The following is a 15,780-nucleotide window of genomic DNA, read 5'->3' as shown; positions in this document are numbered from 1 at the left end:
GTAGATGGGGGCTATTCATGACCGAATAAAACTCGGTGGCTCTGGCAGGGTGAACGAACAGCACCTTGCAATTTGACGATGAACCCACACCGATCGAGAATCGGAATCAGAGGAAGGGCTGTCGGCCCTCACCGACATATTCATGCCAGGTGATTATCTTGCCGACACCGTCAGCGACAGACTGATCACATTGTCGATGGGCATGGCAGTCGCGCATCAACGCGCACCACCCGTACCTTCCGCTGCCTATGGCGCGGCGGAATGGCCAGATGTGCGCTGTTCAACACCCGTTGGTTGGTGAAGCGCTGTGTGATGCCGCTCCACCTTCAGGTGCGCGACCGTCCAAAACAGCCTTTGACCTCGAACAATAGCGCGAACCGTCGACCTGTCACATCATCGGCCGGCGCGCTGGAACGACAAGATCCACAAGAAAGCCACGCACTCTCTCACCCCGTCCCCGTCAAGGTGCCCTGGATCCCCGTGTCCCAAGGCACTGATCGGAAGAGTAGACGGTAGTTGCCCTAATTGCTAGATCTTGTTGAATCTGGATGGATCTACCTATGGTGAGAAACGACGGGGGTCAGAACGGCTGATCCCGCATTGAAAGGGTGGTGATTCCCGTGCAGGAAACCGTTCTCGAATCAGTGATGGCCGAACTCGCCTTGCCTGACGGGCCCGGGTTTAACAGCTCCCTGTAACACCGGCGATTAGCTGAGCTCGGGAGGCGGACGGCCATGCGGTCGACGGTATCGAACATCGGGCGGCGGGAATGGCCCGCTGACTTGGACATGGCGGCACTGCGGGCGACGGGATGGACTGCGCTGCCCTTCACGCAGTACGTGGTCAAGGTTCACAGCCGGTGCAACCTGGCGTGCGACTACTGCTACATGTACGAGATGGCGGACCAGAGCTGGTCCTCCCGCGACAAGGTGATGACACCGGCGACGATGGAGCACACGATCTCGCGGATCGCCGAACACTCCCGAGCTCATCGGGTCCCCTCCGTGGAGGTTGTCCTCCACGGAGGGGAACCACTCCTCGCGGGCACTCCGCGACTAGACCGGTTCACCCGCGACCTGCGCCAAGCCCTGGCGCCCGAAGTGGACGTCCGCATCGGCATGCAGACCAACGGCCTGCTGGTGGACGAGCGGTTTCTGGCCATGGCCGCGCGCCGCGGCATCGGGATCAGTGTGAGCCTGGACGGCGACGCCCAAGCCAACGACCGGCACCGCAGATTCGCCGACGGACGCGGCAGCTACGAGCGGGTCGCGGCCGGGTTGCGGTTACTCGGCGCGCCGGCTTATCAAGACCTCTACCGCGGGCTGCTGTGCACGATCGACGTCGCCAACGACCCGGTGGGCACCTATGAGGAGCTCATCAGCTGGTCACCGCCGGCGATCGACTTCCTGCTGCCGCACGGCACCTGGTCGGAGCCTCCGCCGCTGCGCACGGCCGACCCGGCGGCGACGCCGTACGCCGACTGGCTGATCACGATCTTCGAACGCTGGTATACCGCCCCCCGCAGGGAGACGCGGGTAAGGATCTTCGAGAGCGTCATCCGGATGCTGCTGGGCCATTCCAGCCTGTCGGAGGCTTTGGGGCTGGTGCCGTACACGACGCTTGTGGTGGAGACTGATGGCGAGATCGAACAGGTCGACTCGCTCAAGGCGGCATACGAGGGCGCCGCCGCCACCGGACTGAATGTCCGTGACCACTCCTTTGACCTCGCGATGGACCATCCGTCCGTGGCGGCCAGGCAGATCGGCATCGCGGCCCTGAGCGCCCAGTGCCAGGAGTGTCCGCTCAGCCAGGTGTGCGGAGGCGGGCAGTACGCCCACCGCTATCGGGCCGGTGCGGGCTTTCGCAATCCTTCGGTCTACTGCCCCGACTTGATGAAGCTCATCAACCACATCGCTAGACGCGTTCGTGCCGATGTGGCACGGATGAACGCGGCCACCGGTGGAGAGTAGTTCGTGGCGGCGTGACTTCCTGCTGCTGTTCACGGGTGCCGGGCTGGCCACCACGGCCACGCGCGCCACGGCCGCCTCCTATCCGCTGCTTGTGCTGATGCTTACCGGCTCGCCCGTTCTCGCGGGATGGGTGCGCTTCGCCTCATTGATCCCGTCACTGCTCTTCATGCTGCCGTTCGGCGTCCTGGTCGATCGCTATGACCGGCGCAGGCTGCTCATCCTGGCGCAGGGGGGGCGGGCGCTCGCGCTCGGGATGGCGACGCTGGCGGTCCTCGCTGACGGGTCATGGGTATGGCTGCTGATCGTCGCGATCTTCATTGAGGGCGCACTCACCGTCCTGCACCAACTCAGCGTCGATCCGGCCGTCGCCATGCTCGTGCCCAAGGAACGCCTCCCCTCGGTGGTGTCGAAGACCGACGGCATGCATCATGCGGCCAATCTCTTCGGCCAACCTCTGAGCGGTCTGATGCTCAACGTGAGCAATGCCCTGCCGCTCCTCGGTGGTCTGGTGGCCCAGATCATCTCGATGGTGGTGCTCGTGTCCATGCGCACCAAGAGCTTCCTCTCCCGCGGCGGCAGCGATGCGGATGGAGACGAACAGGAGGGGATGCTGCGCGGGGTCGCCCGCGGCGCGCAATGGATCTGGCGCGACGGTTTCCTCCGGCTGGCCACGACGCTATTCACGAGCACGAACTTCCTGTGGCAGATCATGGCGTTGCTCATCATCGTGCTCGCACAGGGCCAAGGGATCACGCCCGTCGGCATCGGCCTCATCCTCGGCGCGACCGGAGTGGGCGGCCTGGCCGGCTCGCTTTTGACGCCGGTCATATCGCGCCGCGTACCTGAGCATGTGGTGCTACGCGCGGCCCCTTGGTGCTGGCTCTCCACGGTCCTGCTCGTCGCTGTGAACTCAAGCCCATGGACTCTGGCTGTCGCCTGGGCGGGCACGGGTTTCGTGGCGGGTGTCATGGATGTCACGACCTCGACCTACATGCTCAGAACGACCCCTCACAACCTGCTCGGCCGGGTCGGCAGTGTGTACGGCATGCTGTGCTTCGGGGCCAGCCCGCTGGGCGCGCTCGCCGGGGGATACCTCCTTGACTTGGCCGGCACGACAGTGACGATCGTCGTGGCATGCGTGTACATGGCCGCCATCGCGCTCTTCGGCACGCTGCATCGGATGCAACCGGCGTCCACGCCCTCCGCCCGCATGAACTGAGTGCCATGAGCGCCCGCCGGCCGTGTCCTGGCCGACTGGCGGGCGGTCGTCACGAACAAGCCCTTCATGCTGTTCGCGCCGGCCATGGCCGGCTCCTCCACGCTGTCGTTCCAGGTCTATCTGGCGCTGCCCCTGGAGTTGGACAGCAGCGAGGCGGTCAGCGTGCTGTTCGTGGTGTTCGTGATCGTGGCGGTTGTCGGCCAAATGCGCGTCACGCATTGGGCCCGCCGCCGCTGGTCGGGGCCGCAGGCCATCGCCTGGGGGCTGGACGCACGTGGTCGTGGGGGTGGCAGATCTTGTCGGCGAGCCGCTCGCGCAGCAGGTCAACGCCGTGAGGTAACCCGGGGAGAGTGGCGCAATCTCCCCGTTATCCCTTTTTTCCTACTCATTTAGTAGGTTTATTTCCGTGCAACGGATGGCGCTCGACGATCGGCGGAGCCGGGCAGATCGTGCCCGGCAGATCGCTGACCTGCTGAGAAGACAGATCCTCCAGGGGAGCTTCCCTCAAGGGCAGCTGCCGCTGGAGGCCACGCTCGCGCGTGAGTTCGACACCTCGCGCAATGCCGTACGGGAGGCGCTTGACCTGCTCCGCGAGGAAGGGCTGGTCGAGCGCTGTCCGGGCGTGGGCACCACGGTGGCGGCCGAGAAGTATCCGCACGGCCTCCACCGCCTGCTCGGCCTGGCCGAGACCCTCCACGAGCACGGGCGGGTGACCAACCAGGTCCGCACGATGACCATGATGGAGCCGCCCGCCCCGGTCAGCCGGCGGCTCGGGCTCGCACCCGGCGAGCAGGTCGTCTACCTCGAACGGGTCCGCAGCCTGAACGGCCTGCCGCTGTCGCTCGACCTCACCTACCTCGTCCGTGACGCCGGCGAGCCGCTGTTCGACGCCGACCTGGCGAACAACGACATCTTCGCCCTGCTCGAAGGGATCACGGGGCAGCCCCTCGGCGTCGCTGAGCTCACGCTCGAAGCCGTCAACGCCGACACACACACCGCCGCGGCGCTCGGCGCGCCGCGCGGAGCCGCGCTGCTCATGGTCGAGCGGCTCACCCACCTGGCCGACGGCAGGCCGGTCGACCTGGAGTTCATCCGATTCCGGGGCGACCGGCTCACCATGCGCGGCCATCTGCGACGAACCCCGGAGGAGGAGCGGGCATGGCCCTGATCGACCAGCGCGTCGAGGTTCCCGTCACGATCGACGAATCCGTATGCATCGATGGCTGCACCCTGTGCGTCGAGGCGTGCCCGCTCGACTCCCTGGCCATCAGCGACGAGACCGGCAAGGCGTATATGCACGTGGACGAGTGCTGGTATTGCGGCCCTTGCGCGGCCCGGTGCCCCGTGGACGCGGTCACCATCAACATCCCCTACCTGCTGCGATGAAGGAAAACGCACCATGCTGCGGAAGGTTTTGACGGCGGTCGCCCTGATGGCCGTGGCCGGATGCACGGTCTCCGGCACGTCCCCGGGCGGCGACGGGAAGATCAAGGTCGTCATCGGCTACCAGTCCAAGACCATCAACACCGTGACGGCCGGGACCCTGCTGCGTTCGCTCGGCTACCTGGAGAAGCGGCTCGGCGGCGAATACACGGTCGAGTGGCAGGACTACGACACCGGCGCCCCCATCACCGCCAAGATGGTGGCCGGGAAGATCGACATCGGTTCCATGGGCGACTACCCGCTGCTGATCAATGCCTCCCGCACGCAGGGGACCCCCGCAGCACGCACCGAGCTCATCTCCATCACCGGCTACAACCTGCGTGGCGGGCTCAACATGGTCGTCGTCCCGCCCGCGTCCACGGCCCGGACCCTGGCCGACCTCGCCGGCACCAAGATCTCTGCCAGTGTCGGTTCAGCCGGCCACGGGACGCTCGTCCAGGCCCTGGAGAAGGCCGGGATCGGCGATGTGGAGACGGTCAACCACCAGCCCGCCGTGGGCGCGGCCCAGCTGGAGTCCGGCGGCGTGCAGGGCTACGCGCAGTTCGTGGCCTGGCCCGGGCTGCTGGCCTTCCAGGACAAGGGCCGCCTCGTGTATGACGGCTCGGCGCTGAACGTGCCGACCTTCCACGGTGTGGTGGTGCGGCAGGAGTACGCCAAAGGGCATCCGCACGTCGTGGACGCCTTCTTGAAGGCGCAGATCGACGCCACTCGCTACCTGCACGAGCACCCCGTGGAGGCGGCGGAGTCGGTGGCCGAGGCCACCGGGCTGCCGCCCGAGGTCGTCTACCTCTACAACGGGCGGGGCGGCATCGCGACCTTCGACGTCACCGTGAAGCAGCCCTTGCGGGCCGCCCACGAGCACGACGTCACCTACCTCAAGCGGATCAGCCCGGACTTCTCCGGAGTGGACCTCGGCTCCTTCGTCAACGACACCTACCTGCGGAAGGCGTACGGCGCCGCCTACGACACCGACCGGGCCTCCACCGCGAACGCCGCCGCCGTCACCGGCACCGACGCCACCTGCGACCTGCCCGTCTCCGATCCGAAGACCGCCTCGGAGCTCTGGCTGGCCGGTGAGGACGCCACGCGTTCCGCCGCCACCCCCACCTGCCTGCTCCGCCAGATCGCAGCGGCGAAGGGAGCAGCGGTCAAGGGAGCAGCGGCGGAGGGAGCAGCGGCCAAGGGGACCGTGCGCGCCGCTTATGTCCCGGACACGGCGACGGGGACGCGGTGGTTCGCCGACCGGTCCGTCTGGCTGAAGGACCCGTCCGCCGACGCCACGGCCCGATTCCTGCCCTTCACGACGCAGGAGGGAGCCGACGCCTACCGCAAGACCCACCCGAAGACGGAACCCATCGCGTACGAGTCCGCGCTGAAGGCCGCCGAGGCGGGAGGCGACCTCCGGTGAGCGGCACCGAGACCCGGACCCAGGCTGGGACCCAGGCCGGGACCCAGCCGCAGACCGGGACCCAGGCCGAGCCCCAGACCGAGAGCCGGACCCAACCCCAGACCGAGGCCGAGACCCAGACCCAGGTCGCCGCCCGGGCCCGCCGACCGGACGCGTCGCTGAAACCCCCGCCCGCGCCACCTCCCCCGAAGGACCGCGCCACGGGCGGCGGGCCAAGGCGGCGCTGGGCGATCCGGATCGCGTCGCTTCTGGCGGCGGCCGGGCTGTGGCAGGTGCTCACCGTCACCGACGCCCGCCTGTGGCTGAGGTTCGACCGCCTTCCCACGCTCGACCAGATCGCCGCCCAGGCGGCCAGGCAGCTCGCCACCCAGATCTACTACCTCGACCTCCTCCAAAGCCTGATCAGGATTCTCACCGGCTTCGGCCTGGCCGCCGCGCTCGGCGTCGCCGTGGGCGTGCTCGTCGCCAGGTCCACACGGGCGGGCGATGCGCTCATGCCCCTTCTCGAAGCCGTGCGCCCCATCCCCGCCATCGCCCTGGTCCCGGTGGCGATCCTGCTCTTCCCCACCGACGAGCAGGGCATCGTGTTCATCACGTTCGCCGCCGCGTTCTTCCCGATCATGGTGAGCACCCGCCATGCCGTACACGCCCTCCCCACCCTGTGGGAGGACGCGGTGCGGACACTCGGCGGCGACCGTCGTCACGTGCTCTGGCATGTCGTGCTCCCCGGCATACTCCCCGGCGTGTTCGGCGGCCTGTCCGTCGGCATGGGCGTGTCGTGGATCTGCGTGATCTCGGCCGAGATGATCTCTGGTGAGTTCGGGGTCGGCTACCGGACCTGGATGTCGTACACGATCGTCGACTACCCCGCCGTCATCGTCGGCATGATCACCATCGGCCTGCTCGGCTGGCTCACCTCGGCCGCCGTCGAGCTGGTCGGCCGCAGGGCGACCCGGTGGCTGCCCCGGGCGAAGAGGAGCGGGCCATGACGCTCGGGATCACCCTGGAGTCCGTGACGCTCGGCTACGCCCGCGATCCGGTGCTCGCCGCGATCGACCTCACCGTACGGCCGGGCGAGGTCCTGGTCGTGGTCGGCTCGTCCGGCTCGGGCAAGTCCACGCTGCTGCGTGCGCTGGCCGGGCTGCTGCGTCCGTACCGAGGGAGGATCGTCGCCGGCGGCGAGGAGGTCGCGGCCACCTCGCGGGACCGTTCGATGGTCTTCCAAGACGACGCCCTCCTGCCCTGGCGCACCGTGCGGAGCAACGTCGAACTGCCGCTGCGCATCCGCAGGCTGGCCAGGCGCGAGCGCCGCGCAGCCGTACAGGAGTGGATCGCCCGCGTCGGGCTGGCCGGCCATGAGGACAGGCTGCCGCGTGAGCTGTCCGGCGGTATGCGGCAGCGGGTGCAGCTCGCCCGCGCGCTCGCCGGAGCGCCCCGCGCGGTGCTGATGGACGAGCCGTTCGGCGCGCTCGACGCCCAGACCCGCGCGGAGATGCAGAGGCTCCTCCTCGACGTGCTGCGCGACACCCGCGCCACGGTCGTCTTCGTCACCCACGACGTGGACGAGGCGCTCCTGCTCGCCGACCGCGTCGTGGTGCTCGGCTCCGGCGGCGTCCGCTCGGTGATCGAGGTGCCGGGGCCGCGCGACCCCGACGCCGACCGGGCGGCGCTGCGCGACCAGATCATCAAGGAGTTGTGAATGGAGATCCCCTCGATCGAGGACGCCCTGCACCTGGAGTGCGAGGTGCTCGTCGTCGGCGGCGGCACCGCGGGCACGATGGCCGCGATCACCGCGGCGGAGCACGGCGCGCGGGTGCTGCTGTTGGAGAAGGCCCACGTACGGCACAGCGGCGCGCTGGCCATGGGCATGGACGGCGTCAACAACGCCGTCATCCCCGGCAAGGCCACGCCCGAGGACTACGTCGCTGAGATCACCAGGGCCAACGACGGCGTCGTCAACCAGAAGACGATCTACCAGACCGCGACCAGGGGCTATGACATGGTGCGCCGGCTGGAGCGGTACGGGGTGAAGTTCGAGAAGGACGAGCACGGAGAGTACGCCGTTCGGCGGGTCCACCGTTCGGGCAGTTATGTGCTCCCCATGCCCGAGGGCAAAGACGTGAAGAAGGTCCTCTACCGGGTCCTGCGCCGACGCGACATCAGGGAGAAGGTCCGCATCGAGAACCGCGTCATGCCGGTCAGGGTCCTCACCTCGCAGGGCCGCGCCGTCGGCGTGGCGGGATTCGACACCCGGTCGGGCCGGTTCGCCGTCGTGAGCGCCGGAGCCGTGATCCTCGCCACCGGCGCCTGCGGCCGGCTCGGCCTGCCCGCCAGCGGCTATCTCTACGGCACCTACGAGAACCCCACCAACGCCGGCGACGGCTACGCGATGGCCTACCACGCCGGGGCCGAGCTCAGCGGCATCGAATGTTTCCAGATCAACCCGTTGATCAAGGATTACAACGGCCCGGCCTGCGCGTATGTGGCCAACCCGTTCGGCGGCTACCAGGTCAACAACCAGGGGAAGCGGTTCGTCGACTCCGACTACTGGTCGGGCCAGATGATGGCCGAGGTCTCCGCCGAGATCGCCTCCGCCCGCGGCCCCATCTACCTCAAGCTCTCCCACCTTCCCGACGAGACCGTCACCGCGATCGAGAACATCCTGCACACGACCGAACGCCCCACGCGTGGCACCTTCCACGCCGGGCGCGGCCACGACTACCGCACCCACGACGTGGAGATGCACATCTCGGAGATCGGCCTGTGCGGCGGCCACTCGGCGTCCGGCGTGTGGGTGGACGAGCACGGCGCGACCACTGTGCCCGGCCTGTACGCGGCCGGAGACCTGGCCTGCGTGCCGCACAACTACATGATCGGCGCCTTCGTCTTCGGCGACCTGGCCGGAGCCCACGCCGCAGCGCACCACCAGCCCGGAAAACCGCTTCCCCAGGACCAGATCGAAGCCGCCCACGCGTTGGCCTACCGGCCCCTGCGCAACCCGGACGGGCCGCCACAACAGCAGGTCGAATACAAGCTGCGCCGCTTCGTCAACGACTACGTGGCCCCGCCCAAGACGGCCGCCAAGCTGGAGATCGCGCTGGAGTCGTTCGAACGCATGCGGGAGGAGATCGACTCCATGGGGGCGCGGACGCCGCACGAGCTCATGCGGTGCGCCGAGGTGGACTTCATCCGCGACTGCGCCGAGATGGCGGCCAGGGCCTCGCTCACCCGTACTGAGAGCCGGTGGGGCCTCTACCACGAGCGCGCCGACCAGCCGCAGCGCGACGACGACACCTGGCTGTTCCACCTCAACCTGCGCAAGCGCGGCGACGGCGCGATGGAGTTCCTCAAGCGGCCGGTGGAACCGTACCTCGTGCCCGTTGAGGAGTTTGCGCCCGTCGCGGCCGAGCCCGTGTCCCTCGGAGCCCAAACGGCCACGGCGGTGCGCAAGGCGGGCGGCGAACGCTCAGACCGCGTCGCGGTCGGCCGCTCACCACGCATCCTGGAACTCCACCGCCTGGCCGAGGAGCAGCCGAGCGTGCACGACCTCGCGCCCTACCTGGCCGACCCCGACCCGAAGGTGCGCAGGGCCGCCATCGCCACGCTCACCGAGACGGTGCCGGACGGCGCGGGCACGGCGCTGGTCGCCGCCCTCACCGACCAGCGCGGCACCGTACGGCACGCCGCCGCCGACGGCCTTCTCGAACTCGTCGAGGTGTTGCCCGCGACCGCCGACTTCGGCGAAGCCCTGGCAGCACGCGTCACCGGCGGGGACCCGGTGGTCAGGGGCGCCGTCCTGGATGTGCTGCGTGCGCTGCGGCTCGGCCGTACCGAGACCTTCCAGACGGCGCTGGCCGACGCCGACCACCGAGTGCGAATCGCGGCGATCCGCGGCCTGGTCTCGCTCGATGAGGCCGACCCGGTGGCCACCGCCGCAGCCGACTCCTCCAGAACGGTACGTGTATGGGCCGCCAAGGGACTCGGTCTCATCGGCAAGCCGTCGGAGGTGCTGCCGGTGCTCGCCGGGGACGCCGACCCGCTGGTCAGGGCGGCGGCGCTGGAGTCGTCCGGAGCGGTGGGCACGCCGCTCACGGCAGAGGCCGTACGCGCGATGCGGGACCCCGACTGGCAGGTCCGGGTGGGCGCCGTGCGCTGCCTGGCGGCGGCGGACCCCGCCTGCGCGAAGCAGCCCCTCGTCGCGGCCCTGGCGGACCCTGACATCGACGTGCGCAAGGCCGCCGTGCTCGCCCTCACCCCCTGGGCGACCGCCACGGACGTGGCACCCGCGCTGCGAGCCGCCCTCGCGGATTCCGACGCCGACGTCCGAGCCTACGCGCGCAAGGCGCTCACCGCCTGATCGTCAGTGGGGCGGGGGGAGCCGTTCGAGCGGGTCGGTGTGGACGGCGCCGTGTTCACGAGGGAACAGCCGTGTCGCGAGGGAACACATGGAAGTGATGCGGCCCAAGGAGGATCACACACGACCGGGGGGCTCGTCCGTCCGCGTGGTGATGTTGACGGTGAGTCGCCGCAGCAGCGCCTTGGACTGCTCTATCTCCTCGTCGGTCAGCCCCATCGCGGCGTCCAGGGAGGGGACCATGTCGTTGGCACGTCGGCGCAGAGCCACGCCCTCCTCGGTGAGCGACACCTCGACCAGTCGCTCGTCGTCGGCGCGGCGGCGGCGTGCGACCAGCCCGTTCGCCTCCAGGCGCTTCAGCAGCGGGGTCAGTGTTCCGTAGTCGAGATGGAGCTTGGCGCCCAGGGTCTTGACCAAGGACGGGCCGTTCTCGTACAGCGCGACCAGCACCAGGTATTGCGGGTAGGTCAAACCGATCTTGTCGAGCAGCGGCCGGTAGGCGGACGTCATCGCCCGCTGCGCGGAGTACAGGACGAAGCACATGAACTCGTCCATGCTCCGGAACTCCTCGTGCTGCGCGTCGACTGCGACGGCGCGAGTTGTTGGCATGGGCCCTTCTCTCTGCTGAAACCTTCGACGTCTCGTGGCGGCGTCTTGGGGAGGCCGTCGAGGCGTCCTGCGGGTCCGTCGCGCCATCGCACCTCTTCCGAAGCGCCAAAGTTAATGGCCAGAGATTTACTTGTGCGCAAGGCAATAGTGTGTCCGTTCCCCGACGACGTCGTCGACCGGCTCCGGGTGGTGATGGCCCGCGGCGGGCAGACCCGGCATGGCGGAGGCGGGGCGGAGGCGTGGCGGAGGCGTGGCGAAGTCCCGCTTGAGCGCCTCCTCGAAGGCATCCCTTGGGCACACCGATCCTGAGGCCATCCCCGAGGCCGGCATCCGTGTCTCAACCCCCACCCGGGCCGCGGACGTCTGAAGTGGCGCAAGCGCGGCGTCTGCTAAGCTGCCGAGCGATTGGTGCTGGATATTCGGATGAGCGGGGAGGTGAGGTTGATGGCCGCGGTGAAGACCGCTGCTGCGCGCAGCGCCCGGACCATTCTCACGTCCCGGGCCCCGGTCTGACCCACTCCCTCACCTCTCCGTCGGCCGTCCAGCCGATGTGGAGGGAGGCATCTGCGTCTCCTCGGGGCTCCTTCCCACAAAGGCCTCACGTTGCCACACATCAACATTGATCCATCCAATGTAGATCCGTCTCATGACGCACGGACCGAAGCACCCCACGCAGACCTGTCCTCCGGCTCGCCGGTTCACCCGCCGGCGGAACGAGCCCGCGCCGCCGACCCGGCCGCCGCACACCCCGCCATGACCACCACCTCGTGGATCACCCGCCCCGAGACCGCCGCCGACATCGCCGAGATCCGCGAGGTCAACCTGTCGGCCTTCCCCACACCGCTGGAGGCCGACCTGGTCGAAGCCCTGCGGGCAGACGCCACGGCGTGGATCCCCGGCCTGTCCTGGGTCGCCGCGGCGCCCGACGGCGGCCTCGCCGGGTTCGCGCTGCTCACCCGCTGCCACGTCGACGGCGCCCCGGCACTCGCTCTCGGCCCGTGCGCGGTCAGGCCCGACCACCAGCGCAGCGGCGCCGGATCGGCCGTCATTCGCGCCGCCCTGCGTGCTGCCCGCGAGCAGGGTGAAAACCTCGTGCTCGTCCTCGGCCACGCCGAGTACTACCCGCGTTTCGGCTTCACCCCGGCCTCCGGCCGCGCCATCCGGCCGCCCTTCGACGTCGATGACGAATACATGATGGCGCTCGTCTTCGACCCCGCCCTGCCCGTCCCGGCCGGCACCATCCGCTACCCGGCCGCGTTCGGAGTCTGAGCCCCCGCCGTACGGCGCAGCCCCGCCGTACGGCACGGCCCCATCGAAAGCCGGTCCCGCCGGGCGACGTCCCGGCGGGACCGGCTCTGCGGGTCGGATGAGTTGCCTGGGCCGCGACGACACGACTGCGGCTAGGCTCCTCGTGCGCCAACAATCCGGTCAAATCCTCCCGAAGGCCTACATGCCCCGGGCCACCCTCTGCTCGTCAGGCAGAAGTTTCGCAGCAGCTCGTGATCGTTCTCAGTGCCAACGACTTTCGCCTCAACAGCAATCCCGCTATTGGCGGCGCTGACCGGAGCCGAAGCTGGCGGCGGCGAACTGCTCTGCCGTCGGCGCGTGTTCAGGGTCGGTGAGCCATTGCGCGGCAAGTCCGACGATCAGGGCGAGGTAGTGTGATCCGGTCGCGCGGACCTCGTCTGGATCGCTGTCAGGGCCGAGGCCGGCGAACGCCCGCGCCAGCTCGGCCCTGGCAAGCTCCTGGCCGCCGGCGATCATCTCCCGGATCTCGTCGTCCTGCCGTGCGGACGCGACAGATTCGAAGTTGACGAACCATAGCGATCGGTTGGCCTGAATCGAGTCGATGATCCGACCCCACAGAGTTTCCTGATCGCCGGGACCGGGCCGGGTCCCGTCGACGACGTCGCCAGGTTCCTCGAGCACCGCGAACAGCAGCTCACCCCACTCCTTGTTGAGACCGCGCAGGGCTCGGGCGAGCAGATGCTCCTTGGACCTGAAGTGGTAGTTGATCGACGCCTGGTTCGCCCCCGACGCCGCGACCAGGTCTCGCACGGTCGTGTGCGCGTACCCCTTGGTCAGCAGGCAGTCGCGTGCTGCTGTCAAAAGCTTGTCCTTGGCACTCATATGCTCTACCGTATCGTATAAACATTCGTATGAAACGATTGTTTAAATGGATCATTCGATAGAGGTGCCATGAATCTGCCCACCACTGCCGCGCTCGCGCCGCCCGTGCTGCGCATCCGTGCTCTCCGCTGCGAATACCCAGGAGAGACCGGACCCGTCCATGCCCTGCGCGGCGTCGACCTCGATGTCGCCCGGTCATCCTTCTTGGCCATCATGGGACCATCGGGCTCCGGCAAGACCACCCTCCTGCACTGCGCCGCCGGGCTGCAGAATCCGACGTCAGGCTCCGTCGAGCTCGACGGACAGGACCTTCGGGGACTCGATCAAACACAGCTCGCGCGGTTGCGCCGACGCCGCGTCGGATTCGTCTTCCAGTCGTTCAACCTCCTGCCCGCGCTGTCGACCACCGACAACGTCGAGCTTCCCCTGCGCCTGGACGGTCGGAAGGCCGAACCGGCGCGCACAACCGAACTCCTCACTCGCGTCGGGCTCGGCAACCTGAGCAGTCGCCGTCCCGATCAGTTGTCAGGCGGCCAGAAGCAACGCGTCGCTGTCGCGCGAGCGTTGATCACTGACCCCGACATCGTCTTCGCCGACGAACCCACAGGCGCCCTCGACATCCGCAGCGCCAGGGAGGTCCTGCGGTTGATGCGGGATCTCGCGGACCACGGTCAAACGACCATCATGGTCACACACGACCCGGTCGCCGCCTCCTATTCCGACGCCGTTCTCTTCATCGCCGACGGCCGGATCGTCGATCATCTCCCGCGTCCCACCGCGCAGCAGGTCGCCAACAGAATGGCCGTCCTCGTCGAATCGGCGGAACAGGCTGCCCAGGACACGGCGGCGAACCAATGATCAAGATCGCCATACGCTCTTTCGCGCACCACCGCGGCTCCGCGATCGCCACCGGCCTGGTCGCGCTCGTCGGCACCATCCTGGTGACAGGCATGATGAGCCTGCTCGGCACCGGGCTGGCCGAGAGTACGGTCGCCGCCGACCGTGAGTTCCTGGTGCGATTCCCGCTCATCGTGGGTGGCTGGACGGTCGCGATCGTCCTGTTCGCCATGGTCTCGACGATCAGCGTCGCTCTCACCGGTCGCGCCGGGGAGATCGCGGGCATCCGCCTCATCGGCGCGACCCCTCGGCAGGTACAGCAGATGCTCGTCATCGAGACGGCTGCCATCACGGCCATCATGGCGCTCCCGGGCCTGGCCATCGGCTACCTCGTCGGCTGGATCGTCACACGGAGCATCCATTCCGCCGGGCTCACCGACGCGGCCTCGGCCTTCGCGCCGGGGGTGCTCCTCCCGGTCCTCGGCGTGCTCATCGTGCTGGCAGCGAGCGTGCTCGCCGCGTGGACAGGGAGTCGCTCCCTCGCTCACCGCAGCCCCGTAGCCGATGCGTCTCCGCCCCCACGCCGTCGTATGGGACGGCATCCGGGGCGGCGACGCCGAATCGCAGCGGCGATCATGATCGTCGCCGGCCTGGCCTCATCGACCGCAGTACTCGGCATGGCGCCTGACGACGTGCTCACCACCGCGATGACCGGGCCCGGCGTCGTGCTCGTCGCCGTCGGCCTGTGCATCCTCGCACCTGAGCTCATGGCAATGGCCAACACCACGCTCAGTGCCTTCCGCCCAGCACGCACCACCGCCCCCTCTTACATGGCCGCGATCAACCTCTCCGCGGCCCCGGACCGGGTGCGACCGATCGTGACCTTCCTGACCCTCTTCATCAGCGTCGCCGCAGGCACGCTCAGCATGCAGGGCATCGAGAACAGCGTGGGCGCGGCGAACAGCCAAGCTCAGGTCCTCGCCTCGATCAACTACCTCGTCGTCGCCCTGATCGCGGCATTCATGGCCATCGCCCTCACCAACAACCTCATCACCTCCATCACCCAACGCCGCGCGGAGTTCGCGGTCATGTCCCTCGTCGGCTCGACCAGTGCCCAAACACAGCGAATGCTCGTACACGAGGTCGGTACAGCCACCGCCATCAGCGTCATCGCCGGAAGTGTGGGGGCGTTCGTCACCGTCCTGCCCTTCGCCATCGTCAAAACCGGCGATCCCCTACAGGCAGCGGCACCCCTGCCGTACTTGGTCACCATCGTCGTCGGGATCGGTGTCACCCTCGGCGTCACATCTCTTGTCGGGAGGCGCACCATCAGTACAGCGTGAGGTCGCCGTAGGCAAGGGCGGTGGCCGGGTTGGTGGGCCGGAAGGTGTCCGGCGGGCGCGTTCAGCGTCTGAGCTCACCAGCCCGGGCAGACACCGACCAGAGCGGAGGCAGTGGTCGCGTCGACCCGGTCGTAGAACGGCCGCGGCAGCATCCGGGCCTGCAGGGGCGGCCCCGAGGCGAGCGGCAGAGGACCCGTCCGACGCGATCCCGCCTTTGCCCAAGGCGCGTAGACAGCCGGCGAGGAAGTGAGGGTTCAGCCGGGTGGGGTCACGACATCGACGGGCTCCCCGGCCTGGAAAAGGTCGATGACATCTTCCAACTTGGTCGACCGCGCCGGGGAAAAGACTAAAATGGTCGATTGCCGTAAATGCGCCCAATGCGACGCGCACGTCTTTGGCCGTGACCGATGGCGCCTGGTCGTCACCGGTCCCGCGATTTCTCCTCGCATCCCCGCGGAATCATGACC

Annotated in this window: 14 protein-coding genes; 12 read left to right on the top strand and 2 right to left on the bottom strand. The window is 68.5% G+C overall.

Going from position 1 to position 15,780, the window contains the following annotated elements; genetic code table 11:
* Positions 1-734: 734 nt before the first annotated feature.
* The 9 genes from BLQ73_RS27075 (at position 735) to BLQ73_RS27035 (ending at position 10,397) form a co-directional block, all read left to right on the top strand.
* On the top strand, positions 735-1,970 hold the full coding sequence (locus BLQ73_RS27075) for an FxsB family cyclophane-forming radical SAM/SPASM peptide maturase (RefSeq protein ID WP_093174787.1): 1,236 nt from the start codon (positions 735-737) through the stop codon (positions 1,968-1,970).
* A complete protein-coding gene (locus tag BLQ73_RS27070) occupies positions 1,960-3,189 on the top strand; it encodes an MFS transporter (protein ID WP_093174784.1) in 1,230 nt (409 codons plus the stop codon). Before BLQ73_RS27075 ends, BLQ73_RS27070 begins: the two co-directional genes overlap by 11 nt.
* A 66-nt stretch (positions 3,190-3,255) precedes the next feature.
* The gene (locus tag BLQ73_RS27065) at positions 3,256-3,582 is read left to right on the top strand and encodes a hypothetical protein (protein WP_093174782.1); all 327 of its coding nucleotides are present in this window, start codon (positions 3,256-3,258) and stop codon (positions 3,580-3,582) included.
* 22 nt (positions 3,583-3,604) lie between these two features.
* On the top strand, positions 3,605-4,357 hold the full coding sequence (locus BLQ73_RS27060; protein ID WP_093174779.1) for a GntR family transcriptional regulator: 753 nt from the start codon (positions 3,605-3,607) through the stop codon (positions 4,355-4,357).
* Positions 4,348-4,575, top strand: a complete 228-nt coding sequence (locus BLQ73_RS27055) for a 4Fe-4S dicluster domain-containing protein (RefSeq protein WP_093174776.1) — start codon at positions 4,348-4,350, stop codon at positions 4,573-4,575. Before BLQ73_RS27060 ends, BLQ73_RS27055 begins: the two co-directional genes overlap by 10 nt.
* A gap of 13 nt (positions 4,576-4,588) precedes the next feature.
* On the top strand, positions 4,589-6,040 hold the full coding sequence (locus BLQ73_RS27050; protein WP_093174774.1) for an ABC transporter substrate-binding protein: 1,452 nt from the start codon (positions 4,589-4,591) through the stop codon (positions 6,038-6,040).
* Positions 6,037-7,029 carry an ABC transporter permease gene (locus BLQ73_RS27045; protein ID WP_245691454.1) on the top strand — a complete coding sequence of 331 codons (993 nt, stop codon included), beginning with the start codon at positions 6,037-6,039 and terminating at the stop codon, positions 7,027-7,029. Before BLQ73_RS27050 ends, BLQ73_RS27045 begins: the two co-directional genes overlap by 4 nt.
* The gene (locus BLQ73_RS27040; protein WP_093174771.1) at positions 7,026-7,739 is read left to right on the top strand and encodes an ABC transporter ATP-binding protein; all 714 of its coding nucleotides are present in this window, start codon (positions 7,026-7,028) and stop codon (positions 7,737-7,739) included. Before BLQ73_RS27045 ends, BLQ73_RS27040 begins: the two co-directional genes overlap by 4 nt.
* Positions 7,740-10,397 carry a fumarate reductase/succinate dehydrogenase flavoprotein subunit gene (locus BLQ73_RS27035; RefSeq protein WP_093174769.1) on the top strand — a complete coding sequence of 886 codons (2,658 nt, stop codon included), beginning with the start codon at positions 7,740-7,742 and terminating at the stop codon, positions 10,395-10,397. It abuts the gene before it with no gap.
* A gap of 114 nt (positions 10,398-10,511) precedes the next feature.
* On the opposite strand, the gene BLQ73_RS27030 is transcribed toward BLQ73_RS27035, so the two are convergent.
* Positions 10,512-11,003 (bottom strand): MarR family winged helix-turn-helix transcriptional regulator, encoded by a 492-nt coding sequence (locus tag BLQ73_RS27030; protein ID WP_093174766.1) that lies wholly within the window; start codon positions 11,001-11,003, stop codon positions 10,512-10,514.
* A 753-nt stretch (positions 11,004-11,756) separates the two neighbouring features.
* Between BLQ73_RS27030 and BLQ73_RS27020 the strand changes: the two genes are divergently transcribed.
* A complete protein-coding gene (locus BLQ73_RS27020) occupies positions 11,757-12,272 on the top strand; it encodes a GNAT family N-acetyltransferase (RefSeq protein ID WP_093174761.1) in 516 nt (171 codons plus the stop codon).
* A gap of 276 nt (positions 12,273-12,548) precedes the next feature.
* Here BLQ73_RS27020 and BLQ73_RS27015 read toward each other — a convergent pair whose 3' ends face one another.
* Positions 12,549-13,133, bottom strand: coding sequence for a TetR/AcrR family transcriptional regulator (locus tag BLQ73_RS27015; RefSeq protein ID WP_093174759.1), 585 nt, complete (start codon positions 13,131-13,133; stop codon positions 12,549-12,551).
* Between the two features lie 69 nt (positions 13,134-13,202).
* Here BLQ73_RS27015 and BLQ73_RS27010 point away from each other — a divergent pair, with 69 nt between their 5' ends.
* Both BLQ73_RS27010 and BLQ73_RS27005 read left to right on the top strand, forming a co-directional pair.
* On the top strand, positions 13,203-13,991 hold the full coding sequence (locus BLQ73_RS27010; RefSeq protein ID WP_093174756.1) for an ABC transporter ATP-binding protein: 789 nt from the start codon (positions 13,203-13,205) through the stop codon (positions 13,989-13,991).
* Positions 13,988-15,313, top strand: coding sequence for an FtsX-like permease family protein (locus tag BLQ73_RS27005; protein WP_093174754.1), 1,326 nt, complete (start codon positions 13,988-13,990; stop codon positions 15,311-15,313). The genes BLQ73_RS27010 and BLQ73_RS27005 overlap by 4 nt, the downstream gene beginning before the upstream one ends.
* Positions 15,314-15,780 lie beyond the last annotated feature (467 nt).

It is taken from the genome of Sinosporangium album, from assembly GCF_900100605.1.
Taxonomy (GTDB): Bacteria; Actinomycetota; Actinomycetes; order Streptosporangiales; family Streptosporangiaceae; genus Sinosporangium; species Sinosporangium album.
This window is presented reverse-complemented; position numbering and strand designations above follow the sequence as displayed.

Bases quoted from the DNA above. Each gene is read 5' to 3' on its own strand.
- BLQ73_RS27005 (WP_093174754.1), top strand. From the start codon at position 13,988: ATGATCAAGATCGCCATACGCTCTTTCGCGCACCACCGCGGCTCCGCG.
- BLQ73_RS27055 (WP_093174776.1), top strand. From the start codon at position 4,348: ATGGCCCTGATCGACCAGCGCGTCGAGGTTCCCGTCACGATCGACGAA.
- BLQ73_RS27035 (WP_093174769.1), top strand. From the start codon at position 7,740: ATGGAGATCCCCTCGATCGAGGACGCCCTGCACCTGGAGTGCGAGGTG.
- BLQ73_RS27060 (WP_093174779.1), top strand. From the start codon at position 3,605: ATGGCGCTCGACGATCGGCGGAGCCGGGCAGATCGTGCCCGGCAGATC.
- BLQ73_RS27065 (WP_093174782.1), top strand. From the start codon at position 3,256: ATGCTGTTCGCGCCGGCCATGGCCGGCTCCTCCACGCTGTCGTTCCAG.
- BLQ73_RS27075 (WP_093174787.1), top strand. From the start codon at position 735: ATGCGGTCGACGGTATCGAACATCGGGCGGCGGGAATGGCCCGCTGAC.
- BLQ73_RS27030 (WP_093174766.1), bottom strand. From the start codon at position 11,003: ATGCCAACAACTCGCGCCGTCGCAGTCGACGCGCAGCACGAGGAGTTC.
- BLQ73_RS27020 (WP_093174761.1), top strand. From the start codon at position 11,757: ATGACCACCACCTCGTGGATCACCCGCCCCGAGACCGCCGCCGACATC.
- BLQ73_RS27050 (WP_093174774.1), top strand. From the start codon at position 4,589: ATGCTGCGGAAGGTTTTGACGGCGGTCGCCCTGATGGCCGTGGCCGGA.
- BLQ73_RS27015 (WP_093174759.1), bottom strand. From the start codon at position 13,133: ATGAGTGCCAAGGACAAGCTTTTGACAGCAGCACGCGACTGCCTGCTG.
- BLQ73_RS27010 (WP_093174756.1), top strand. From the start codon at position 13,203: ATGAATCTGCCCACCACTGCCGCGCTCGCGCCGCCCGTGCTGCGCATC.
- BLQ73_RS27040 (WP_093174771.1), top strand. From the start codon at position 7,026: ATGACGCTCGGGATCACCCTGGAGTCCGTGACGCTCGGCTACGCCCGC.